The organism is Flagellimonas pacifica (assembly GCF_900215465.1).
GTDB classification, from domain to species: Bacteria; Bacteroidota; Bacteroidia; order Flavobacteriales; family Flavobacteriaceae; genus Flagellimonas; species Flagellimonas pacifica.
This window is the reverse complement of the sequence record NZ_OBEH01000003.1, coordinates 374,084-398,803: the sequence shown is the minus strand read 5'-3', so window position 1 is coordinate 398,803 and position 24,720 is coordinate 374,084. Positions and strand designations below refer to the sequence as shown.

Genomic DNA, 24,720 nt, shown 5'->3' with positions numbered 1-24,720 from the left:
GCAAGATTTGGGAACTTGTAAGAGTTTTATTATTAATTATAATTGTAATTATACGTTTTTTGTCGATAAAAAACCAATTTAATCGTTGAACAGCACGGTTATTTGGCAATTTACGCCTATATGTAACGGCATTTATTACATTTTCTTATATAATTGATTTTGAGCTGTTTCCAACTACTTATCTTTCCTTTCTAATTTCATATTATTTTTATGTCTTCTTTTCATATACTTTATACTTATGAATAAGCATATACAAATAGTTCCATGCACCAAAAAGTACTTTGAATCCTTTAGGGTTTTGAACGAAGAATGGATTATAAAATACTTTAAGATTGAGGAAATGGATCGTATTTCCCTGAATAATCCCAAGGAATATATTTTGGATAAAGGTGGTTATATTGCCATTGCTTTACTTAATGACAAAGCAGTTGGTGTCTGCGCTTTGATGAAGAGCAATTATAAAGGATATGATTTTGAATTGGCTAAAATGGGAGTCTCCCCTGCTGCTCAGGGCATGGGTATTGGCAAACTATTGGGGCTACATATCATAAAAAAAGCTAAAACACTTGGTGCCAAAAGGTTGTATTTGGAAAGTAACCGGGTATTAGGGCCTGCCATTAACTTGTACAAAAAACTGGGTTTTAAGGAAATAAAGGGAGCTACTTCCCCTTATGAACGAAGTGATATTCAAATGGAATTGAATTTAATCCTTCCAAGCAACGACATATAGTTTTGACAGAAAAGATTAGATAAAACTCAAAAAAATATATTTCATCGATTTTTTTTTCATGACAGCAGATTTTACCTTCTTTTGTATTCAAAACTCTACACATGCATCTGCCTCAAAAAACCTTCATTGCTTTTTTAGTTTTTGTCTCCTTTTTAATATTAAACTCGTGTAGTTCTGAAGAAAATGAAATACCTGAAAAGGTAATCAATGTAAAGTCAGATGATATTTCAATAGCTTTACCAGAAAATGCACTAGTAACCTCATCAAACATTGAAGTCACTCTTCCAAATGATGCTATATTGGATATGGTCAACATCTACATTGGTTCAAACCTAGTTGAATCATTTTCCGCTGCTCCTTATACTTTTTTGGTAAATTCAACAGATTTAGCTCATGGAGAACACAAACTTAAAGTTGATATACTACTTGATAATGAAATAGTCGCTTCGAAGATCGTCACAATTAAAGTTGATAAACAAGGTCCTACGGCCGTTTATCAAATAGATTTGGAAGCTTTGAAGATGTGTGGGGAAACAACAGTATCTCCTGGGATTTCTGATGACATTTCAGGGATTTCCAGGGTAGAGGTTTTTCTAAATGATGCATCCATTGCAACTTTTGGAAACTCATCTGATTATTCCTTTCCACTTAATATGGATGATCACCCAATTGGAACAAACACATTAAAACTGGTCATGGAAGATATGGTGGGAAATATTACCACTGAAGTTCTCGATGTTAATTTTTACAAACCTATTTTGGATATTAAATTCCCAGATAATTTTATCCGAGAAGGTGTTGAAAAAGTACACGCAATTTTATCTGATAGTGATGGCAACCTTATAGATTATGTTACTCACTCCACACGCACATCAGAAACCCTTACACTTTGCTCTAGTATAGAATTGGGTGCAGAAACAGAATACATGTTGACCTTCGCTCAAGATTTTTCCAATGTAGTTTTTAGCTTCTACGTATATGGTAATCTAACACAGAATATGGTTGGCAATCAAATCGTTTTAGCCAGTCGTTCACTTCCCAGTTCTTCCGCATCTATAAATATGGATATGCCAGATTATGAAGATGGATTCTATGTTAGGTCATCCACACCTTGGAGTTCCATGCTATTTTACAACAATACTTTCTCTGGCCATGTTTCCAAAAACTTCTCCGTTGATGAATTGTCAACTAACAAGTCTTTCGTAATGAATTTTCACCCAGATTTGCACAGAAGTTACCAATGGGCTTTGGTTGAAGATATAAACACCAAGTTTTCTTTAAAAGCAGAAGATTTTATGAGCACTGATGTTACTCATGATTTTTTAACCGTTAACGGATCTTCGTTAGACCCCTTTCTAAGTGTTTATGGTTTTGAGAACGAAACGCATTTTAGGGCAATGAGCAGCCCTCACATGCTATATTGGAATCCTTCTTTAAACAGTATTAATGGTTACGATTATTCTTATGCAAATATCTTTGACCACAATTTATATTCTGCTAGGGTAAGTAATTATGGTATTGATGGAATTGGAGCAATACCAAAAACTATTTCTGTTCCTGGTCAAAGTATATCATATCAATTTCAGAATGATAAAATAATCTTCAATGGATTGCAAAACTATGAAGTCGGTAGGGTTAGGCTAACAAGCCTCGATAATATCCATATACACATGGAGTTTATTTTTGATGGTCATTCCACTGGTATGGCTATTCCAGAATTACCAGAAAATTTATTTGTTCAGGAACTATACGATGCTTTTGATAATCAAAGGTTACAAGTAATTCAAGGGGTCGCAGAAAATTATGAGAACATTGAAAATTACAGCGAGTATGTTTCAAATGTTTTTGTAAACTCTACCCCATTTTATGTGGTTTCCCCAAAAAGAGAAAGGATATTTGCTTCATCAGTTGGGACGCAACTTCTACCCATAATAGAGTTTCCATTTTTTCTGAGATTGTAAATTTTTCAAACATAACTCTTTAATAATATTTAGAGGTTTAGAGTTTGGATATTTAGGTTAATGTCCCATGCACGAACTTGACTAATGCCAAGCTTACTATTTCATATCTCACTAAAAATGAGTATATTATATAATTCATTTCAAAAATTCTATGTCATGGGAACAGTTAAAAGCTTGAACAAATGGGCTAACGCCCATACCTATTATCCATTAGATTTGGTCCGTATTGCTCTTGGTGTTTTTCTCTTTTACAAAGGAGTGGAATTTATGAGCAATCATGAACAAATGACCATTATGGTAAGACCTTTTCAAGAAATGCCCGGTGGAATGCTCCTTCTGCATTATATTGCACCAGCTCATTTTGTAGGTGGTTTGTTGATTGTATTTGGTCTATTGACCCGATGGGCTGCCGCAGCTCAATTACCTATATTAATGGGGGCGGTTTTAACCAATTTTTTAGGAGAGATGAACACGACCAATCTCCTTTTAGCTACAATAACGTTATTGGCATGTATCTTTTTCTTTGTATACGGGTCAGGGAAGCACTCGGCTGATTATTATTTAAAGATGCAACAGTAATGCAGTAATGATTAGAGGTTATCCAATTGGTTACTTTTTTTATCCGTACTAATAGTCCAAAAGAAACCTACAAAAAAGAAACTATCTGCCGGAGGGGTTATGGCCCTTCTATTATAAATTCCGTCCATATTTGGAGTATTTGCATATTGATAGTTACTTACATTGTTGAAACTTAAGAGATTGCTCATCGAAAAATATAGGATTTTCTGCTGATCAATCAAATAAGCCCAATTTATGCTCAAGTTATTATATGATTTGGTTTTCTCCGCTAAAAATTCTGGTGTATTCGGATTATCATACGGCCTTCCAGATCCATAGGAATAAGAAAATCCCACCTGCGAACGAAGTTTATCGACCCAATACTTGGTCACCAATGAAAAATTGTGCTTGGGCGCAAAATTAGGAGTGGCCCTTTCCAAGAAGTTTTGATAGTCGCGTTCCGTGTTCAAGTAAGAATACGAAATCCAATAATCAAGGTTGTCAATACTCTTGTTATCCCTCCAAAAAACATCAATCCCTGCAGCATAACCACTCCCCAAGTTGTTATAATCAGAGTTAAATAGAGGGGTTTCCGTATCATACTTCACCAAATCGTCATAATTCTTATAATATCCCTCTGCCCTAAAGGTTTTACCATCACCCACATATTGGTAATTTAAAATGTAATGGGAGGTTTTCTCTGATGAAAGTGATTTTTCAAATTTTGTTATGCTACCCATAGGATTTTGATAAAAATCTCCATAAGCCAATGAAAACTGACCATTTTCACCTGGTTTATAGGCCAATGATATTCTTGGTGAAATGGTGAAATCTTGTATAAGGGAACTATGCTCCACCCTAGTTCCCAGCTTCATGGCAAATTGGTTGCTCAAAAAAATGTCGGTTTCAACAAAACCGGCCCATAATTGGTCATCATAGTCGCTCTCAAAGGTTGAATCGTCAACAGTTGCAAAAGTCTCTTCAAAATCAGTTATAAAAAGTTCTGAACCAAAATTTAAATTGAATCTATTGCTAAAGCTCTTCCTTAGCTTTAGTTTAATGTGGGAGGCTGTTTCCTTATTTTCAACTCTATCTTCCATCAAACCAATATTGTTGGAATCCCAAGAAATTGCCGCCCCAGATGTCAGGCTCCAATCATTTTCGAAAAAATATTTGTAAGATGAGTTAAAATAAAGATTGTTGTTCTTTAGTCTAAATTCAACAAAATCGTCAAAATTTATATCCTCTTGGGCAATATCCAGATTGGCATGGTTGTACCCTGTGTATAACTTGAACATACTTTTTTCACCCTTGCTTCTAAATACAGCCTCTCCTGCAATAGATTCATAGGGACTATTCCACCGCACACCCTTATTGGAAGGAATCAATGCCTCATAAGGTGAAAGATTGATATATGATGTGTTTATACTCAACGATTGGTCTCCCCATATTTCGGTATGACCCAATCCCCCACCTACGGACATTATGGAAATATCTGTTTTTTCTTGATCGGGAACATCACTGGTGTTTAACAGAAGTACACTGGACAACGCCTGACCATACTCCGCGGAATACCCTCCAGTGCTAAATGTGATTCCTTTAAAAAGAAAAGGAGAAAATCGGCCTCTAGTAGGGGTATTGTTAGCTGTAGCATTGAAAGGTTGAAAAACCCTAAGTCCGTCAATAAACACCTGGGTCTCATCTGCAGAACCACCTCGAACAAAAAGTCGTCCATCCTCATTAACGGTTGTAGTACCTGGTAAAGTCTGTAAAGCAGCTACAAAATCCCCTGCAGCTCCCGCCGTGGTCACAATATCCAAAGGTTTTAATACTGAGACCCTGGAATTATCGCCTGCTTCAAAGGTTCCTGCCGTTAAAGTGACCCCTGTTAAAGAATTTATAGATTCCATGAGCTTAATTTGGAGGTTCTTGAAATATGCGACATCCCCTATTTCGTAATGTGCATCATAAGACAACATGGAGATAACTAAGGTTTGGGTTCCTGTTTCGGATGTCTCAAAACTGAATTTCCCATTTTCCATGGTCGAAGTACCATCATAGGTACCCTCCAAATACACATTTGCACCAACAATGGGATTGTTTTTTGCATCAGAAACAACACCAGAAACTATAGTCTGTGCCTGGGAAATACTTAAGTTGAGTATTGTAATCAATATTAGGATTTGGTTTTTCATGACTGTTTGTTATTTGATGCCACAAAAATGCCCTAATAGGTTTCTGGAAACCAATTAGAAGTACTCAACTGTTGAATTTTAGTGATGAATAGGAAAATGGATAAACACTCCTTTATTTTGTCTTTCGTACTTTATCCCTTACATTTAAATAACTGTTTGCCAACCACTTTAAACCAATATCATAAAAACCTCAATCCACATAATTCTGTTTATGTGCTTAATGGCTATTCCATTGAATGCACAAAATGCTAAAATCGATAGCTTACGACAACGCTATGGAAATGCACAGACTGATTCCGCCAAAGTGAGAGTCCTCAAAGATATTTCGTGGGAATATATTAACAATAGAAGTAATGCCGAATTGGCAAAAAAATATATTGATAGTTTTTATGTAATCAGCAAGAAAGCTAATATCCCTTGGGGCAAATCCCTGGCCAATTATCAATATGCCGTATTGGAAAGACAAAAGGGCAACTATACCAATGCGCTAGGTTTTATTGATAAATACCTCGACTTCCATCAAACTAAAAAGGAACCTTTCTCAATGGCAAATGGCTTGTACCAAAAAGCCATTATTCTTGATGATCTGGGCAATTTTGATCAAAGCTTGGAGATCTATTACACCATTCTAAAAATCTATGAGGAGGCCAATGATTCTTTTAGCATTGCTACGACTCTCAACGCCATGGGGGAGATTCTAAAAAATACGGGCAAAAAATTGGATGCCATGGATTCTTACAATCGTGCTCTTAGCTTATTTACAAAAATTGGCGATAAGACTGAAATTGCCAATTGCCTTTTTAATATTGGTGACACCTACATGCAATTGGAACAATATGATAGAGCTTTGGAAAATTTCAACAAAGCATTGGCTCTAGATCAAGAAACTCAAAGTGATTGGGGTATGGCCTATGATTATGAGGCGCTTGGCAAGGTATATGGGTTTCAAGAAAATTATACTCGAGCATTGGAATATCATGATCAAGCTTTGCTATTACGTAAAAAACTAGGGCTACAGCGCGAGCTAGCTCTGAGTCATTCCCAAATAGGGGTCATCAATTTGAAGTTAAAGCGATATGGTATAGCCGAAACCAGCCTGAACAATGCCATAAGAATAGCCGAAGAAATTGGAGCAAAAGCAGTGCTAAAGGAAAATTATGATGTACTCTCTAAACTTTATGAGGAAACTGGAAATTATCAAAAATCACTGGCTTTCAAAAATAAGTTCATCGCAGTTAAGGATAGTCTTTTCACTGAATCCAAATCTAAACAGGTAGAAGAGCTTCAAGTACGGTTTAAAACCGAAAAAAAGCAAAATGCCATTGCCGCCCTTGAAAAAGACGCTGAGATTACTGGGCTTAGACTTGAGCAACAAACCACTTTAAGAAATATTATCATTGGAGCGGCTCTTGTCATTTTGCTATTTACCTACTTCGCCTTCAATAGGTACAAGCACAATCAACAAATAAAACAGGCTGATGAGGAAAAGAAAAGGATAATCGTTGAGGAACGAAAACGAACAGACATTGAAAAACAGCGAGTGGTCGAGCTTGAAAAGATAGACAAACTCAAAGACGAATTTCTGGCCAATACTTCTCACGAATTAAGAACCCCATTAGTTGGTATTATTGGTTTAACCGAATCTCTAAAAGACGGAATAGCTGGAAAGCTCCCCAAGGCCGCAATGGAGAATCTGGATATGATTGCCAACAGCGGAAAACGACTTTCACACTTGGTCAATGACATTCTCGATTTTTCGAAATTGAAAAACAAGGATATTGAACTCTCACTACGTCCGGTAGATCTGTATGCATTGTCGTCTATTGTCCTGCGGCTATCTCATCCTTTGATTCAAGACAAAAAATTGAAACTCATCAATTCAATTCCAAAAGATGTGCCTTTGGTAGATGCTGATGAGAACAGGCTACAACAAATAATGCATAATTTGATTGGAAATGCCATCAAATTTACCCAAAAAGGCTATGTGACGCTGCTTTCGGAAAGCAAAGACAATATGTTGAGTATTTCTATTACAGATACCGGTATTGGTATTCCAAAAGATAATTTGAAAACCATTTTTAATTCTTTTGAACAAGCAGATGGCTCTACACAGAGAGAATATGGAGGTACCGGTCTGGGGCTCTCTGTAACCAAACAGCTTGTAGAATTGCACGGAGGGTCACTATCTGTAACTTCCGAAACAGGAAAAGGTTCTATTTTTACCTTTACACTCCCTTTGAGTACAATGGACCGTAAAGATTATACATCCAAAGGTCTTGCTTCCACAGATTTTGTTCAAACCATATCAACACATTTAGGAAAAATACCACTTCCTGGAGCAAAAAAAATACAAGGGCACGAGGCTCCACGTATCTTGATTATTGATGATGAACCTGTAAATAGAAGAGTGCTTGAAAACCATTTGACCGTTGCCGGTTATGAAATAACCGAGGTAAGCTCTGGCAAGGAGGCTTTGGAGGAATTGGCTAAAGACCATTCTTACAATCTTGTGCTTCTTGATGTAATGATGCCTGGAATTTCCGGTTACGAAGTCTGTGAAAAAATCAGGGAGCAACATATTGCAAGTGATCTTCCAGTGATTTTGTTAACAGCAAAAAATACCGTAAATGAGTTGGTGGTTGGATTCAATGCTGGCGCCAATGATTATTTGACCAAACCCATTTCGAAAAATGAGTTGTTGAGTAGAATCAAAACGCATATCAACTTAAACACCATTCATAGGGCCACTTCAAGATTTGTTCCCTCAGAATTCGTGCAATCCGTAGGAAAACAATCGATTACAGATGTAAAGCTTGGGGATCATATAGAGAAAAACGTAACTGTTTTGTTTTCTGATATTCGAGATTACACTACTCTAGCTGAAAGTATGACTCCCGAGCAGAATTTCAAGTTCGTTAACGCCTATGTGGGACGGATGGGACCTATAATAAAGGAAAATGATGGTTTTGTAAATCAGTACTTGGGAGATGGAATCATGGCATTGTTTCCACATAAACCAGAAAGTGCTTTGGATGCCGCCATTGAAATGCAAAGAACGCTTGCCCTTTACAATAAAAGGCGTGTCAAGGAAAAGGGTTATGTTCCCATCTCTGTTGGAATGGGGTTACATACCGGGCAATTGATCATGGGCATTATTGGTGATTCACAAAGAAATGACCCTGCAGTAATATCCGATACTGTAAACAGCGCTTCGCGGGTGGAAGGTGTAACCAAATATTTTGGTGCCAATATTATTATCAGCGAAGACACTTTAAATTTCATGGCAGACTCAGATGGTTTCAATTTCAGGTACTTGGGAAAAGTAAAAGTCAAAGGAAAGCAAAAAGCCATTGGCATTTTCGAGTGTATTGATGGAGACAGCGTGGAGAGCATAAGCTTAAAGTTGGAAACAAAAACTGACTATGAACATGGGGTGAAGCTATTTTTTAATCAAAACTTTGCTGATGCTCTAGTGGTTTTTGAAAAGATTTTGGTGAAAAATCCGAAAGATACCATAACACAATATTTTGTTTCCAAAACAAAAAAGTATATATCTGAAGGTGCTCCCGAAAACTGGCAATCCATGACCGTAATGCATGAAAAATAGCTAATCTATTTCCAAGGAAGAACAATGGTTGTCCCCGACTTTCCAGATTTCAATCTACTCAAATGATAGGCGGCCAAGGTATCGTTCGGATATTTGTGAGTAATTCTTTCGAGTTCTGAAATGGCTTTTAAAGCATCTTTCTCCATAAGTTGAAATGCTTTTGAATAGCCATCCACATGCTCCGTATCCAAATGGTTAGAAGACATGGGCTCATAAGTAGCTACAGGTTTTGATTTTCCTTTTAAAAGTAAAGACCCTATAGGTCTCCCTACAAAATTAGGACATTGCGACACAGTCGTCTCACTCACACAGACACGTGTGCCAAGTTGTTTATTTGCACTTTCTAATCGCGCAGCCACATTGATTGCATCTCCTAAAGCTCTGTAATCCAATTGATTTTTACCTCCGATATTGCCTATGATCACATTCCCGGTGTTTACTCCAATGCGAGTACGCCCCAAGTCAATTCCCTGTTTCTGTTTGGTCAAAGCAAATTGCTGGGCATATTCATCCATTTCCATGGCACAAGCTATTGCTCTGTTAGCGTGATCTTTTTGTAACACGGGAGCGGAGAACATAACCGCAATGGCATCACCTACAATTTTAGAAACCGTTCCTTCGTGTTTAAAAACGATTTCTATCATCCCTTCAAAATACTCATTTAATGAAGCTACTAAAGTGGAGGGGGCTGATTGTTCCACCAGCGTGGTGAATCCCACCAAATCAGTAAAGATAAAAGTGCATTCCCTTCGCTCACCCCCAAGTTTCAAATCCTCTGGGTTATTAATCAGATAATCAACCAAATTTGGAGAGACATAAGCCGAAAAAGCATCCTTGATCCATTGATGTTTACTTTCTAATATGGTGAGAGCCAAGTTTTTCTCGCCCACAAAATAACGTAGCACTACAAAGGACGTCAAGGACAAACCCGCAATGTTCATTGCAAAAAACAAAACCACTACATAGTCTGGGAGTTTATTTGAAAATGGATAACTACCCTCTAAAAAAACTCCAATCACCAACAGTATGATATAGGCAACAAACCATATTAGAGCCTCTTTTCTCCCCTTAAAAACCAAGGCTCCAAGTGGGGAGGTCAAAGACCACATAACCACAGCACTTGAATCTGCATACCCTCCTAAAGCGACCATAAGCAGAAAAGGCAATAACAAACTAAACGTAAGCTGACTGAGCCTTAAAAATGTATAATTTTTGGTAAAGCTAAAAATGGTAATGCTAACCATGGAAACAATCGCATAAGTCATTGGAATAGAGCCTGCCAAAAACTCATCAAAATAAAAGTAAATAGCTCCCCATAAAATACTGAGAATTGCCATTGTTCCCGAAAAAGCGATCAGAAGTGTTTTTTTCAAACGTACTTCTTGACTATCATCGGTACTTGATCCAATATTGCCTATTCTGGTCAACAAAGAAGTCATAAAATCAAAGGAAAGGTGTTGGCTATTTGGCTGAGAAGATACCAAAAAATAAACAGATGAATCCATCAATTTGATATGCAGTTTTTAAACAAGTTTTTCTGAGAGTTCCAATTGCGAACTTAAATCAAATACTGGCTTACCCATCAATTCACGCAATTTATAATTTGTAAACCTTTGGTTAATATGACTTTGAGCTTGCTTTATATAAGTTTCAAAGATGTCCAAATCCTTTTCAAACAGCACTTTAAATCGTTTTTCCATTCTAAAATACTCTTCAATGGGAAGGGTAGGAGTTTCAGAATCCAATTGCATTGGGCTTAGTCCTTTTGCTTTCCTATTTGGATTATTTCTGTACAGTAACCATTGTCCTGATGCTACCGCGGCTTTATGGTATTGCGAAGGATGCTTCATATCAATTCCATGGGCCGGACTATGGCAGTATGCTATAATTAATGATGGTCCATCATGTTGTTCCGCCTCAACAAAGGCCTTCAATGTTTGTTCTTGATTAGCTCCAATAGCCACGGAAGCCACATAAACATCATCGTAATTCATTGCCAAAAGACCCAAATCTTTCTTTTGCTTTTGTTTTCCCCTGGCTGCAAATTTAGCAGAAGCGCCAAAAGGAGTTGCTTTGGACATCTGGCCACCAGTATTGGAATAAACTTCATTATCCACCACTAAAACGTTTACATTTTTCCCGGAAGCCATCACATGATCTAATCCACCATATCCGATATCATAAGCCCAGCCGTCCCCTCCCATAATCCAAACACTTTTTTTGACCAAACTATCCACGTTCTCCCTTAAAAATTTAGCTTCAGGATGATTTAACGTATCGAGCATCTTTTTAAGTTTTTCAATTCGGGTTCTTTGCAAAGCAATTTGGGTCTCAGTATTTTGTTCGGCACTTAAAACATTCTGAACTAGTTCAACGTCTAGGAGGTTTTCAATTTCTTGGAGCATGTTTCTGGCTTGGACTTCTTGCTGATCTAGAGACAACCTCATTCCCAATCCAAATTCCGCATTGTCCTCGAACAATGAATTAGACCAGGCTGGCCCCCTACCCTTTTGGTTTTTGGACCATGGAGTTGTTGGCAATGCCCCACCAAAAATAGAACTCGCCCCAGTTGCGTTGGCAACCACCATTCGATCACCAAATAACTGCGATGCCAATTTCAGGTAAGGTGCTTCGCCACAGCCATCCACTCCCATCGCATATTTGAAGAGGGGTTCCTGTAATTGCTGCTGACTAATTTTGCTTACATCGATCTTTGTTCTATTGAACTCCGGAATGGTTTTAAAATATTCCCAATGCTCTTTTTCTCTTTTAATTTCAGTTTTGTTTTTTGTTGATACAAGTGCCTTAACTGGACAAGCATCCACACAATTATTGCAAGAAGTGCACTGATCCGGATTCACCTGAACCGTATAGCTCAATAAATCAAAGTCATCTAAATTTTCTTCAAATTCCACAGACTTGAAATGTTCAGGTGCCTGAGCCTTGTAATCATATGTATATGCTTTTATGCGAAGTGCTCCCTGCGGACACGCCATACTACAAGCGCCACATTGGGTACATAAATCAGTGTCCCAAATAGGAAGCTCTGAAATCTTATCTCTCACATTGAATTTTGATGTGTTGCTTTGATAGGTTCCATCAACCGGCATCATGCTAACCGGAATTTCGTTTCCTTTTTGAGCCAATAACCTCCCTAGCAAGGTTTTTGAAAACACATCATCCTCTAATACTGTTTTTTCTGATGATGTCATCGAAGTATCTACTTCGTGAATTTGCTTTCTAATGGCATCCAAAGACTCATTATTTAAAAACCCTTCAGTCAATGCCATGTGGCATGCATGTAACCCAGAAATTGAACGCTCTTCCATTTTTACAGACAAATCATTTGTATTCACTATGTACAGTTCAATTTTCTTTGTTTGAATGAGTGTTTGTTCTTCAAGAGAAAGTTCATTCCAAAATTCGGTAGGTTTGGACTCTGAATGAACCAAAACTTTTCCAAAAGACCTTGTATTTTCAAGAACTGAATCATTCTTTAAGAAAGAAATAGAATCACATGCCGTAAAATTGGCGTTGGTGATCAGGTATGGCGCTTTAATCTTACATGATGCAGTACGCAAATGAGAAACACTCCGTGAACTTGATTTTTTGTAATCACATTCAACATAACCCTGAACATGTATGTTGGAATCTTCTCCAAGTGATTTCAAATACTGATTGAACCAATCGTTAGTTTTATTTGTCTTCGTTTCGTAAAATAACGCTTGTTGATAATCCGTATTGATATGAAAATCTCCATCACAAATTAAACTGGTATGGGAGATGTCATCTTGAATTCCTATGGTGAAACCATTTTTTGGCTTCTCCAACTTCAAGTTATCTACAATCGCTTTCACCATAATAGGGGTGAATTCCTTAGAACTCAATCCATATCTTCCTCCTACAATCCTAGGTAGGTTTTCAAATTTATCTGTGGCGTGATAAAGAGATTGCAACACATCCAAATAAAGTGGTTCACCTGCAGAACCAGGTTCCTTAGTCCGGTCTAAAACCGCAATACTTTTACTGGTTGATGGAATACTGTTAATCAAACGCTCGGTGTTGAAGGGTCGAAACAACCTTACTTTGATCAATCCAATGCGCTCACCATTTGCATTTAGTTTTTTAATGGTCTCCTCAATAGTTTCCGTGGCGGATGCCATGGCTACAATCATGTGTTCCGCTTTTGGGTGACCTACATAATCGAAAAGCCTATATTGTCTACCGGTCAATTCAAAAAATTTGTTCATTTCAATCTGAACAATTTCTGGACAAGCATTATAGTAAGGATTGGTAGCTTCCCTACTTTGAAAAAATACATCTGGGCCCTGCGAGGTTCCACGAATGACAGGAGCGTCTGGATTAAGAGCCCTATTCCTATGGGCACTTATCATTTTTTTATCGACCATGGTACTAATAACCTGATCGGAAATCATTTCAATTTTTGCTGATTCGTGTGAGGTTCTGAATCCATCAAAAAAGTGAACAAAAGGGATTCTGGAGGCAAGTGATGCGGTTTGTGAAATCAAGGCCAAATCCATGGCTTCTTGAACCGAAGATGACCCTAAAAAGGCATAGCCTGTGTTTCTTGCTGCCATGATATCGCTATGATCACCAAAAACAGACAAGGCGTGTGTTGCTATAGCTCTAGTGGCCACGTGGATTACATTGGGGGTTAGTTCACCTGCAATCTTATACATATTGGGAATCATCAATAAAAGACCTTGTGAAGCCGTAAATGTGGTGGACAAAGCACCTGTTTGCAATGCACCGTGCATTGCACCGGCCACCCCTGCTTCGCTCTGCATTTCAAAAACAGAAGGGATGTTACCGAAAATATTTTCTTGTTGATCAGCACTCCATTCCTCGACCAATTCAGACATTTCTGATGCTGGTGTAATGGGATAAATGGCACAGACCTCATTGGTTTTATAGGCCATATAGGCTGCTGCTTGATTACCATTTAATATGTTTTGGTACTGATTTTTCATTTTTGGAGGGTATGGGAAATTGAATGGGAAGAATGAATAAGCCGTCCATTTAAGGACGGCTTATTTCAAATTTTACTTTTCGAACTCGATGGAAACTGGAGTTGGATTGGTAAGCATATCAAATACTGGGGAGAATTGAGACAAAGCTCTCAATTGCTCTTCGGAAGCATCAGATTTTACTTTGAACTTCACCTTGATGCCGTCAAAACCTTTTCTGACCTCCGGATCTAATCCAAGGAAACCGTGCAAATCGCATCCACCTTCTAAGGTAGATTCCAGTCCCTCAATGTCAATTCCGTTGGCAGCAGCGTGGTAAACCATTGCACCTGTTAAACAAGAACCTAAAGCGTGCAATACGGTTTCTGCAGGGTTAGGTGCCAAATCTTTACCTAAAAGAGGTTCCACGTGGTCAGCTTCCATGGTAAAAGCATCTTTACTGCGCTCCGTATGCTCCTGACCTACCCCATACCAGTCTCTGATACTGGTTACACAATGACCGCCATCTATCCAGTTGGTCTTGGCCCGAAATTCGAATTTTGCCAAAGAAGGTTCTTCTTGTACGTGGTTGATGGTCTCTACCAATTGATCTACGTTTACTCCGTTTTTAATGTTTGCTGTTGTAATCATTGTTTTAATTTTTAAAGATTATTATTTTGTTTGCCAGTATTAATGCAGTTGGCGTGCCAAAAATCATAATACCCTAAAAATCAAATTATTACATGTAGTTTTCAAACATTCAGAGGTAACGATATTTCGTAAAATAACGAAATATCGTGAGTGTGGTTATGAAATATCGTGAATTATACCGGGCGTGTTATCCCTAATGCCTTTATTTTGGAAGTAAGTGTAGTAGGGCGCAACTGTAACAAGGCTGCTGCACCATTTTCGCCAGAGATTTTCCAATTGGACTGCCGTAATGCCTTAAGGATGTTCTCCTTTTCCAACACCACCATTTCCTTTGACGTAAGAATACGATTTGACCCAGCGTTTTCCATGGCAGACTTGTTTGATGAGGTATTCGGAATTATGGTTTGCCAGTTTACTTGTCCATTGTTTGAAACAATAATGGCTCTTTCAATTAAATTCTGTAATTCTCTCACATTGCCTGGCCAATCATATTCTATGAACAATCTTTTCTGGTCTACGGACAAAGGTTCAATATGTGTGTTCATTTTTTTGGAGAACTGCTTCACCATTTTGTCGGCTATTAGGCAAACATCATCTCCTCTATCTTTCAAAGCTGGCACAACTATTGGAAATACATTTAATCTATAATATAGGTCTTCCCTAAATTTTCCGGTTTTTGAAAATTCCAATAAGTCCCTGTGAGTAGCAGCTATAATCCTGACATCTACTTTTATGGTTTCCGAGCTTCCTACTGGGTCAAATTCCCCTTCTTGGATTACCCGAAGTAGTTTTGGTTGTAAATCCAATGGTAGTTCACCAATTTCATCCAAAAATATGGTTCCTTTGTCTGCCAATAGAAATCTTCCTTTTCTACTAGTTGTGGCGCCTGTAAATGCTCCTTTTTCATGACCGAACAATTCGCTTTCAATCAAATTGGCTGGAATTGCCCCACAATTGATTCTTATCAACGGTTTATCACTTCGGTCACTTGCGTCATGTATAGCTCTGGCTACTAATTCTTTTCCCGTACCTGTCTCTCCCTGAATCAAAACGGTTGCTTTCGTACCTGCCACCTGTTCCACCAAATCAAGTACCTGGGTCATGGTACGGTCTTGGGCAATTATCCCATAATCGTTGGTCAGCTGCTTTATTTCTTCTTTTAAGTATTTGGTCTGGTTTTTAAGCGAACTTATTTTGCGTTCAGCCAACACCCTATCATCAATATTTCTAAGAATCAATGTATAAAACATTTCATCTCCTACACCATAAGTGCTTATAGTACCTTCATTAAGGGTTTCTGTTTCATTGGAACCTATAACCCCTACCTCTTTGGGTAGGTAAGTGTTCATTACATCATTTTGGCCATCTACATACGATTTGACCAAAGACTCCAGCATATTGGCAGCATCTTCGTCCAAAAAGTACAATACATTTCGCTTGACTACATCATCATTTTCCAAAATGGAATTGGCGGAAGCATTGGCCAGTACAATTTTAAAATTACTGTCGAACATGATTATGGCATCCATAGCTCCATCTATCAAGCCCAGCATTTTGGAGTTGGATAGTTCAATTTCTCTTTTTGAAGCCGCCAAACTTTCCTGAATAATGTCCAGTTCACGATGTCGTTTGATCAAAACGGATAAAACTCCTTTTGTGAAGCCTCTATCCTTTGTAATCAGGTCTACAAAGCTTTTGGGATGAATTTTTAACAGCGATGTTTCTTCCAATGTGGTTACCGAAGCTGACCGCGGTTCTTTATCAATTAGGGCATACTCTCCAAAGCAATCGGTTGGGAACAATATACTGTACAAATGGTTTTGGTCATGAACTTTGACCTTTCCATCCAATATAACATACATCCCATCTCCAATAGCATCTTTTTGGATAATGCAATCATTTTTTCCAAAGTGTTCCGTTTTAGCTTCTTTGCACAACTGCAATAGGGAAGTCTTCGCTACTTCAGAAAAAAAAGGGACTCTTTTCAGGAAATCCACGAGATGATTAAGTTTGGTTGTGGCCATTGATACCTTTTGCTGGTTCCGAAGTGAATAAATATAAAGATTTGGAAATTAATCAGCATACCTTACTAACAAGAATTATGTTTTTACGATACCCCAAAAAGTTTTAGTCTTTTAGATATCCGCCATAAATATAACTGATGCTTTTTCATACTTTTATACTTCAAATTTATAATTGATGACCATTACCCAATTACAATATGTTTTAGCTGTTGCCGAATACCAAAATTTCACCCTTGCCGCTGAAAAAAGCTTTGTTACCCAACCTACTTTGAGCATGCAAGTGCAAAAACTGGAGGATGAACTGGATGTTCTAATATTTGATCGAAGTAAAAAACCTATTTCCATTACAGAAGTGGGCAAAAAAATAGTTGCACAAGCCAAGAATATTGTTGCAGAGGCAGAACGTATTAAAGACATTGTTGATCAGGATAAAGGGTTTATTGGAGGAGATTATACCATAGGTATAATTCCAACAGTAATGCCAACCCTTCTTCCTATGTTTTTAAATACTTTCATTAAAAAGTATCCCAAAGTAAACCTAATCATTAAAGAGCAGCCCACAGACGCACTAATACGCAATATTCTTGACGGACATTTGGATGCAGGGATAGCGGCAACGCCTTTGGAAATAGAATTTATCAAGGAACGCCCTCTATACTATGAGCCTTTTGTAGGGTATGTTCCAAAAAATCACCGCTTATCTTCTCAACAACTTTTGACTACTGAGGATTTACATGTGAACGACATTCTTTTGCTACAAGATGGCCATTGTTTTAGGGATGGCGTAATTAACTTGTGTAAATCGTCAAAGAGTTTAAATGGTGAGCATTTTAAGATAGAAAGTGGAAGTTTTGAAACGCTAGTTAGTTTAGCCGATGAAGGGATGGGAATGACACTCCTTCCTTACCTTAATACCTTGGAATTGGATCAGAAGAAAAAGCAATATTTAAAACAGTTTAAAAATCCAAGCCCTGCTCGCGAAATTAGTTTGATTTATCACAAAAGTGAACTTAAAATCCAGATTACCGAAGCTTTAAAAGAAGTAATTTCAAGCATTGTAAGAGGAGCCATAGCTTTTCAGGATGTAAAAATCATAAGTCCGCTCGGAAAAAAGAATTGATTTGCAAGTTTTTCCATTAGCTCTTGGGCTCCATAAAAAACAAAAGGCCGCTTACCGCGGCCTATTTTATGCTTTTATCAACAATAATGTGGATTGTAATTCTGGCTTATCCAATATATAATATTGTAACCAGATTTTGAGTTCCTCAATTTCATTTGGTAATAACCTTGAAACAGCTTTTTTTAATTCTTTGGCGAAGAGTTTAGCATCAAAACTAACTTTTTGGAGAACAGTTTTGGTGTAATCTAACATTGCTCTGGGCATAGAAATATGATTAATTGGATTAAAAGGTTGTCCAACTAAATTAAGAAAAAACACGTTTCAATACGTCAAATTGCAGTTAAAAATTAAATAATTTCGTGTTAAATTCGACAAAACGTAAAATGTACCACTCATATTATCAACATATTAAGTATTTGACAATTATCTCATTAACAGGCATTTTCTTGCTTTCAAGCTGTTCTTCCTCACGTTTGGCAAAGTTAGATACCCCCTTAAAGAATGAGTCATTGTTAAACTCATTTCATGGTTTGGTGGTATTGGATGCAAAGCGCAACAAAATAGTTCACAATACTAATGGCGATCGATATTTTACTCCTGCCAGCAATACAAAAATCATTACACTGTTCACCGGTCTAAAAATGATTCCAGAGCATTTTCCAACATTGAAGTATGTTGAAAAAAATGATTCCATCCAGATAGTCCCTTCTGGAGATCCATCTTGGCTGCATCCCTATTTTAAGGATAGTACGGCAACTAACTTCCTCAAGGACAAAAAACACATTTCCATATATCTAAAAGGTTCTGAAGAAGAAAGGTTTGGTCCAGGATGGGCATGGGAAGATTATGGTTTTTATTTTTCACCAGAAAAAAGCCCTCTTCCATTATATGGCAACGTGGTTTCTTTGTCAAATGTTGATGGACTGGAAGCATCTCCCCTATTCTTTCTTGACAATGTTATGATCAAGAACACATCCGTAAATAGGGAAGAGTATAAAAATCAATTCTATATACACCCAAACGAACAGGATAGCTTGCAGGTGCCTTTTATTATTAATGATAATTTGACCAAGAACCTTCTGGAAGCGACTCTAAAAAAGAAAATTACACTACTGGACAGTTTTCCCTCCGGTAAAAAGGAGATTCTTTACGGAATAAAAGCTGACTCTATTTTTAAACGAATGATGCATGAAAGTGACAATTTTCTGGCCGAACAGATATTGATGACGGCTTCTTCCACACTTTCCGATACTTTGGGCACCCAAAGAGCTATAAAGTATATGCTTAATGAAGAGCTATCCTTTTTAGAGCACCAACCTAGATGGGTAGATGGCTCAGGTTTGTCAAGATATAATCTGTTCACACCAAAATCCTTTGTACAAATACTCCAAAAATTACATCAGGAGGTGGATGAGGAACGTTTGTTTACACTATTCCCCAATTGGAATGCTTCTGGTACCATTTCCAAATGGGAAGATCAAGCAACCCAACCTTTTATTTTTGCAAAATCGGGGTCATTGGGCAACAATTACAACTTGAGTGGTTATTTAAAAACAAAATCTGGAAAACTATTGATCTTCAGTTTTATGAACAATCACTTTAGAATTCCATCAGCACAAATAAGAAACACCATGTATTCAACGCTTAAAAAGCTACATGATAGTTATTGACCAAACAAGTTGTTGATTTGGGCATACTGCAACAGCATAATGGTCTTAGCATCTTTTATTTCTCCTCTTGATACCATTTGCAATGCTTTTTTAAAAGACATTTCCAAAACTTCAATGTTCTCGGTTTCATCTTCAGCTCCACCACCTTCACTTACTTTCATTCCATCTTCATACTGGCCAATAAAAAAATGAAGAATCTCGGTTACGGAACCGGGTGACATATAAGATTCAAATACCTTTTTGACCTTATCAATTTTGAATCCTGTTTCCTCTTCTACCTCCATAATAATGGTCTGCTCCGCATTTCCTTTTTCCAAAATACCGGCGCATGCCTCTATCATCATTCCATCTTCATTTCCATTTAAGTATGTGGGCATTCTAAACTGCTTGGTAAGCACTACATTCCCTTTTTCCAAATTGTATAGCAAAATAACCGCTCCATTTCCACGGTCGTACGCCTCACGTATTTGAGTTTCCCACTCACCATCCTCCCGCTGGTATTCAAACGACACTTTGTTCAAATAATACCAATTATCCGACAGGAGTTCTTTTTTGATGTTTCTTACACTTCCGTATTTCATGAATTTTGGTTTGAAAAAATTGTTGTTTTAGACTGATGCTGAGTTGTTCAAATATTGGCGGAAAGGGAGCATCTCCATATAAACTTCTATGATTTTTTCTTTGAAATCGTTCTGTAAAACCTCCTCCATTCTTAGTTGGTGTTCCACTGCAAAAGTTTTGTTTCTCAACAATTGAATATGGGTATGGTCATTTGCGAAACCCTTGGGGGCATTGGTAAGCTTTTCATCTTCATACAGTCCACCAAACAACTTTTTAAACGAAGGTCTATCCAGAATTTCTTGAAGCTCTTCCCCATTATAATCTATTCCATCACGAATACTTCGTAACGTTTTAGGTTCCGGTCTCCAAAAACCGCCAGCCAAAAGACACTGCTTTACACCTATTTCTATATAAAAATCTGCTGAATTAGGGGCTTTGTCCAACCCTGCCCCAAAATGATCTTTGTAGATCGGCTTATGCGGATGGAACATCAGATTATTGTTAATACGATTGATGCCCCTTTTTCCCGGCGTTGGAAAATAATCATTGTGAAGCTGGGCCATGGTCAAATCCAAATCATCCAGCCAAACAATAAAATCATTTCGTAGGGATTTGTACCATTTTCTGTTGGCATCCATCCACTCTTTATTATTGTTTTGTTGGAGTTGAGCGAGAAAGTTGAATAGGTCCTTAAAGTTCATCCAAAATTGTTCAAAACTCTAAAAGTAATGAACTATAGTTCACCTAAGCAAGTCAAAAAATTTTTAATTTTTGAATAGGTGGTTCTCGACTACGCTAGAACTGACATCTTTTACGTACTTCTAAAACTTATTATCGCCCATCACAATATCTCCAAGCCCACCAAGAAGGCTACCTTCACCCTTATCTTTTCCCCCTCTAGGAACTGAGGCCAAGACTCTACCTGCAAGTCGGCTAAAGGGCAGGGATTGTATATAAATAGTTCCTGGACCACGTAATGTGGCAAAAAACAAACCTTCGCCTCCAAAAACCGTGTTTTTAATTCCACCAACAAACTCAATGTTGTAATCTACGGTTTGGGAAAAGCCTACAATACAACCCGTATCCACTTTTAAAACCTCACCAGGTGCGAGTTCCTTTTTTGCCATGGTACCCCCTGCATGTACAAAGGCCATTCCATCCCCTTCAAGTTTTTGCATAATGAACCCTTCCCCTCCAAATAATCCGCGGCCTAAGCGTTTGGAAAACTCAATTCCAACAGAAACGCCTTTGGCGGCACATAAAAAGGCATCTTTTTGACAAATGAACTTGCCATTTTTTTCCGAAAGGTCAATAGGCAATATTTTACCTGGATAAGGTGAAGCAAAGCTCACTTGTTTTTTGCCTTGTCCCACATTTAGAAATGCAGTCATGAACAAGCTCTCCCCTGTCAATAAGCGCTTGCCAGCTGAGAATAGTTTTCCCAATACCCCTGAATCTTGATTGGAGCCATCCCCGAAAATGGTATCCATTTTAATATCGGTATCCATCATCATAAAACTGCCGGCTTCGGCAACAACGGCTTCTTGGGGGTCGAGCTCAATTTCCACGTATTGCATTTCCTCCCCATAAATTTCATAGTCAATTTCGTGTGCATTCATTTTTTGATGTTTTTTTTGTTGACACTTGTTAGTTGATAGTTAGTGGATTTTGTTACAACCAGTATAAGAAAGCTTATCTTCTTTAGAAGAGTCAAATCATTTTACCTCGAATACTTCCTTTACAGAAATAGGATTTCCTGTATTGGTAAACCCCTCTAAGTAAATTTCATATTTACCCGCAACATCAGAGGTATAAAATTCAATATTGGTTTTATCGTCGTCTAAAATCAGTTTTGGTTGCCAAAGCAATTGTTGCCTAAAATCAGGTATTTGGTCAGAAGTTGATTTTGTAGCATGGTTATACTCTTGATTGAAGTATTTTTTCTTTGGTAAGGGCGAAAACAATTTTAAATTACTAACATACTCTCTCTCAAATTTTTGAGGGAAATCTCCTTGAATAGTTTCTAAAGCAATTATTCCTTTATAAACTATTGCGTTGATAACACACTCTTCCCTAGAGATATGGATTCTCCTTATTTTTCTAGCATCAAAATCAATTACATCGCTATGTTGTTGTATCAATATACCATCTATTAGCACTAATGGTAAAAGATTGGATTCCGCCACGTTTTCTTCTCCTCTTATTTGAAATAACTCTTCGCCATTTTTATCTTTCCGTACCCAGACATGTTCCAATATCTCAGACGCTGTTTCCCTAATTGTTGAAAACCGGGTATAATCGTCTAAATCATATGTTATAGAATACTGTCTATAGATTGGCGAAACAGTATCTATTTGTTCTATTGAATCAGGTTTTACTTCAATGAATGCGTTTTCCACTTGATTATAAACACTACGTTTTAATATCAAATGCGCCATCTCCGGAGTAATGGTCATTTTATCAAACTTCAGATTTTCGTAGTTAATGAACGGTTTATCAGGTATCTGAATTTCATATTTACCTCTATTTTCACCCAAGACCTGAACAAAGGCATCATCACTGTTATACTCCTGATTGAGATTGAAATAAAATTCTCCATCGGTATTTGTGCGGGTCAACTTAAGAATAAAATGTTTCCCCGGTATAGAAAGTGCTATTTCTTCTTCTTCCAAAGAAGAGTTTGGGTCCTTGGGTACAATTTTTCCAGAAATTAACTCGCCTCGAAGCTCCGGCAAATACCCATGTTTCTCATCAAAACTTGTGTTCTCTGTACTAGGTGCGGTATAATCTATGGCCGAAGGCATTAAAGGTCGTCTTATGGAATCTATTCTACGTATTGAGATAGAGTAATCTCCATCAAATTCATTTTTTGGCGAAGTGCCTATTGTTAACACGCCTTTATCCCGCTTTTTAAATATTCGTTTGTTTAAGGTTGCTGAAATGAGGTTATTTCTATTGGCTTCCTTTTCGGTATTGTCAAAAGAAATCTTTTCTGATTTGGGGGAATGTTCCAATATGGATTCTTGATTATTCTGAAATGGGTTTATTATACCAATATCACTCTGGAAAAAGGAGTCAACCCCATAATTTTTCATCCATTGAGTATATCCAATAAGCTTATAGTTTCCTGAAGGTACAGTGACAGGAATAAAAAACTCACCCTGACCAATACCATTCTTTAATCTTATTTTATGTCTGAATACAACGCTAGAGTTTTCACCAACCAGTTCTACATATCCAATTTTGCTAAAAGTGCTTAAGGTGTTTGTTTTTGACTTTAAAGAGTATATTTTATAATGGAGGTGTTCACCTGCAAATAAAAGAGATGTATTGTAATGGATGTAAACATTTTCTTTATTGGCATTCTTGGGTGCTGTCCTCTCAATACCAGAAGAGGTAATCTGTCCGCTCATGTTTATTGATATCAACAGAAGGGAACATGCAATCCATATATTTATAGTCTTCATCATGATATCCATTTCAATAATTCTTCTCATTCCTCCCAAAATTCAGGTACGTTTGGGTCACCCAACACTGTACAATCCGCGCATACTCTAGGTACCACAATGAATTCCCCAAATGCATCCGTACCATGGTATCTAACCACATTATTCGCCACCATTTCAAAAATAGTTGGTTCTCCATTAACTGATTGTGTTGGAGGCTTAAAAGGAAGGCATCCATCCACATATGGTGGAAGATCCTCATTTGGAAAAAAGTCGCTATAATTAAAAAAGATTCTTTTGGATGATACCGATGCCACATGAAAGAACCCAAGTACCTTTTCATCTTGGTTGTTGGTTGAGCGAACATTTCCCCTAAAAAAACCAGGCTGTGAGGGAGAAAAAAGATCATCCCCCCCACTGGACTCATCAAGTTTTTTGAGATACCTATACGATTCTTCTGAAATTGAAAGTTGTTTTACAAGAACACTATAGCGATGTGATATTATATAATTGTTCCGGTCAATAAATCTTACTTGAAATTCAAGAACATTGTTTTGATTGGTTTCAAGTGGCCTGTTCACAATAATATCATTTGAAACGTCGGTTTTGTAGCAAACACGTTCTTCCCTATCCAAAGGCCAAACTACTAATACAAAAGGGGCAACTGCCCTTAATTCACTGCCAGTCCAGTCTGGTGCGATAATTTGGTAGGTTTCTTCAAACTGATACCGAAAAAAGGTTGATGTCTGAGAGTCATCATATTCCACAAGTATTTCCATTCCATCTTCACCACTTACCACCCTGTTTGCTTTTAATCCATGTATTGGTGATATTTTAGGTGCAAGAACGGCATCAGATGAATATTCTTTGCCATCGCTGGTGGTCACTAAAAGCTGGTAACTTCTATCAGGTTGTGCACCAAAAGCTACATCGGATGTATACTTTCCTGGGGATGTTTCTTGAAAAGAGTGTTCGTCTCCAAGGTCATCTTTAACAATCACCTTGGCATTCTCCTCTGGCACGGGAACAAACTCCTCAAAACGAAATGCTCTATTTAAAAACACTTGCTGTTCTTTAACTTCAGTAGTGATTGTTGATTCTATAACCAACGCATCGTCAAAAATCCCTGTTTCCGGGACAAAGGATTCTATACAGCTATTGGTTACCAGTCCTGTTATAGCCAAGAAAACAATCCAACAAGTATTTTTAAGTGCCTTATGAGCCATTTTA

Annotated in this window: 17 protein-coding genes; 6 read left to right on the top strand and 11 right to left on the bottom strand. The window is 37.6% G+C overall.

The window, feature by feature from the left end:
• Nucleotides 1-238: 238 nt before the first annotated feature.
• The 3 genes from CRO15_RS11435 to CRO15_RS11425 all read left to right on the top strand — a co-directional run bounded on the left by CRO15_RS11435 (nt 239) and on the right by CRO15_RS11425 (nt 3,270).
• Nucleotides 239-730: a GNAT family N-acetyltransferase gene (locus CRO15_RS11435; RefSeq protein ID WP_097045954.1), complete on the top strand. Its 492-nt coding sequence runs from the start codon at nt 239-241 to the stop codon at nt 728-730.
• A 101-nt stretch (nt 731-831) separates the two neighbouring features.
• Nucleotides 832-2,691 (top strand): Ig-like domain-containing protein, encoded by a 1,860-nt coding sequence (locus CRO15_RS11430; protein WP_097045953.1) that lies wholly within the window; start codon nt 832-834, stop codon nt 2,689-2,691.
• A gap of 156 nt (nt 2,692-2,847) precedes the next feature.
• A complete protein-coding gene (locus CRO15_RS11425; protein ID WP_097045952.1) occupies nt 2,848-3,270 on the top strand; it encodes a DoxX family protein in 423 nt (140 codons plus the stop codon).
• Between the two features lie 11 nt (nt 3,271-3,281).
• Here CRO15_RS11425 and CRO15_RS11420 read toward each other — a convergent pair whose 3' ends face one another.
• Nucleotides 3,282-5,444, bottom strand: coding sequence for a TonB-dependent receptor (locus CRO15_RS11420; RefSeq protein ID WP_097045951.1), 2,163 nt, complete (start codon nt 5,442-5,444; stop codon nt 3,282-3,284).
• A gap of 211 nt (nt 5,445-5,655) precedes the next feature.
• Here CRO15_RS11420 and CRO15_RS11415 point away from each other — a divergent pair, with 211 nt between their 5' ends.
• Nucleotides 5,656-9,051 carry a tetratricopeptide repeat protein gene (locus tag CRO15_RS11415; RefSeq protein ID WP_097045950.1) on the top strand — a complete coding sequence of 1,132 codons (3,396 nt, stop codon included), beginning with the start codon at nt 5,656-5,658 and terminating at the stop codon, nt 9,049-9,051.
• Between the two features lie 5 nt (nt 9,052-9,056).
• Here the strand turns inward: CRO15_RS11415 and CRO15_RS11410 are convergent, their stop codons facing one another.
• The 4 genes from CRO15_RS11410 to CRO15_RS11395 form a co-directional block, all read right to left on the bottom strand.
• Nucleotides 9,057-10,556, bottom strand: a complete 1,500-nt coding sequence (locus tag CRO15_RS11410) for an adenylate/guanylate cyclase domain-containing protein (protein ID WP_097045949.1) — start codon at nt 10,554-10,556, stop codon at nt 9,057-9,059.
• A gap of 18 nt (nt 10,557-10,574) precedes the next feature.
• Entirely contained in the window at nt 10,575-14,042 is a 3,468-nt protein-coding gene (locus CRO15_RS11405; protein WP_097045948.1) for a 4Fe-4S binding protein, read from the bottom strand.
• 72 nt (nt 14,043-14,114) lie between these two features.
• On the bottom strand, nt 14,115-14,669 hold the full coding sequence (locus CRO15_RS11400) for an OsmC family protein (RefSeq protein ID WP_097045947.1): 555 nt from the start codon (nt 14,667-14,669) through the stop codon (nt 14,115-14,117).
• Nucleotides 14,670-14,842: 173 nt separating this feature from the next.
• A complete protein-coding gene (locus CRO15_RS11395) occupies nt 14,843-16,693 on the bottom strand; it encodes a sigma 54-interacting transcriptional regulator (RefSeq protein WP_097045946.1) in 1,851 nt (616 codons plus the stop codon).
• Between the two features lie 175 nt (nt 16,694-16,868).
• Between CRO15_RS11395 and CRO15_RS11390 the strand changes: the two genes are divergently transcribed.
• The gene (locus CRO15_RS11390; protein WP_097045945.1) at nt 16,869-17,813 is read left to right on the top strand and encodes a LysR substrate-binding domain-containing protein; all 945 of its coding nucleotides are present in this window, start codon (nt 16,869-16,871) and stop codon (nt 17,811-17,813) included.
• A gap of 66 nt (nt 17,814-17,879) precedes the next feature.
• On the opposite strand, the gene CRO15_RS11385 is transcribed toward CRO15_RS11390, so the two are convergent.
• Nucleotides 17,880-18,077 carry a hypothetical protein gene (locus CRO15_RS11385; RefSeq protein ID WP_097045944.1) on the bottom strand — a complete coding sequence of 66 codons (198 nt, stop codon included), beginning with the start codon at nt 18,075-18,077 and terminating at the stop codon, nt 17,880-17,882.
• A 119-nt stretch (nt 18,078-18,196) separates the two neighbouring features.
• Between CRO15_RS11385 and CRO15_RS11380 the strand changes: the two genes are divergently transcribed.
• Nucleotides 18,197-19,483 carry a D-alanyl-D-alanine carboxypeptidase gene (locus CRO15_RS11380; protein WP_097045943.1) on the top strand — a complete coding sequence of 429 codons (1,287 nt, stop codon included), beginning with the start codon at nt 18,197-18,199 and terminating at the stop codon, nt 19,481-19,483.
• Here CRO15_RS11380 and CRO15_RS11375 read toward each other — a convergent pair.
• From CRO15_RS11375 to CRO15_RS11355, 5 genes are all read right to left on the bottom strand, one after another.
• The gene (locus tag CRO15_RS11375; RefSeq protein ID WP_097045942.1) at nt 19,477-20,064 is read right to left on the bottom strand and encodes an NUDIX domain-containing protein; all 588 of its coding nucleotides are present in this window, start codon (nt 20,062-20,064) and stop codon (nt 19,477-19,479) included. The genes CRO15_RS11380 and CRO15_RS11375 overlap by 7 nt on opposite strands.
• A gap of 27 nt (nt 20,065-20,091) precedes the next feature.
• On the bottom strand, nt 20,092-20,745 hold the full coding sequence (locus CRO15_RS11370; RefSeq protein WP_097045941.1) for a DUF2461 domain-containing protein: 654 nt from the start codon (nt 20,743-20,745) through the stop codon (nt 20,092-20,094).
• A 120-nt stretch (nt 20,746-20,865) separates the two neighbouring features.
• A complete protein-coding gene (locus CRO15_RS11365; RefSeq protein ID WP_097045940.1) occupies nt 20,866-21,663 on the bottom strand; it encodes a TIGR00266 family protein in 798 nt (265 codons plus the stop codon).
• Nucleotides 21,664-21,759: 96 nt separating this feature from the next.
• On the bottom strand, nt 21,760-23,541 hold the full coding sequence (locus tag CRO15_RS11360; RefSeq protein WP_097045939.1) for a hypothetical protein: 1,782 nt from the start codon (nt 23,539-23,541) through the stop codon (nt 21,760-21,762).
• Nucleotides 23,538-24,716, bottom strand: coding sequence for a DUF4249 domain-containing protein (locus CRO15_RS11355; RefSeq protein WP_097045938.1), 1,179 nt, complete (start codon nt 24,714-24,716; stop codon nt 23,538-23,540). Before CRO15_RS11355 ends, CRO15_RS11360 begins: the two co-directional genes overlap by 4 nt.
• Nucleotides 24,717-24,720 lie beyond the last annotated feature (4 nt).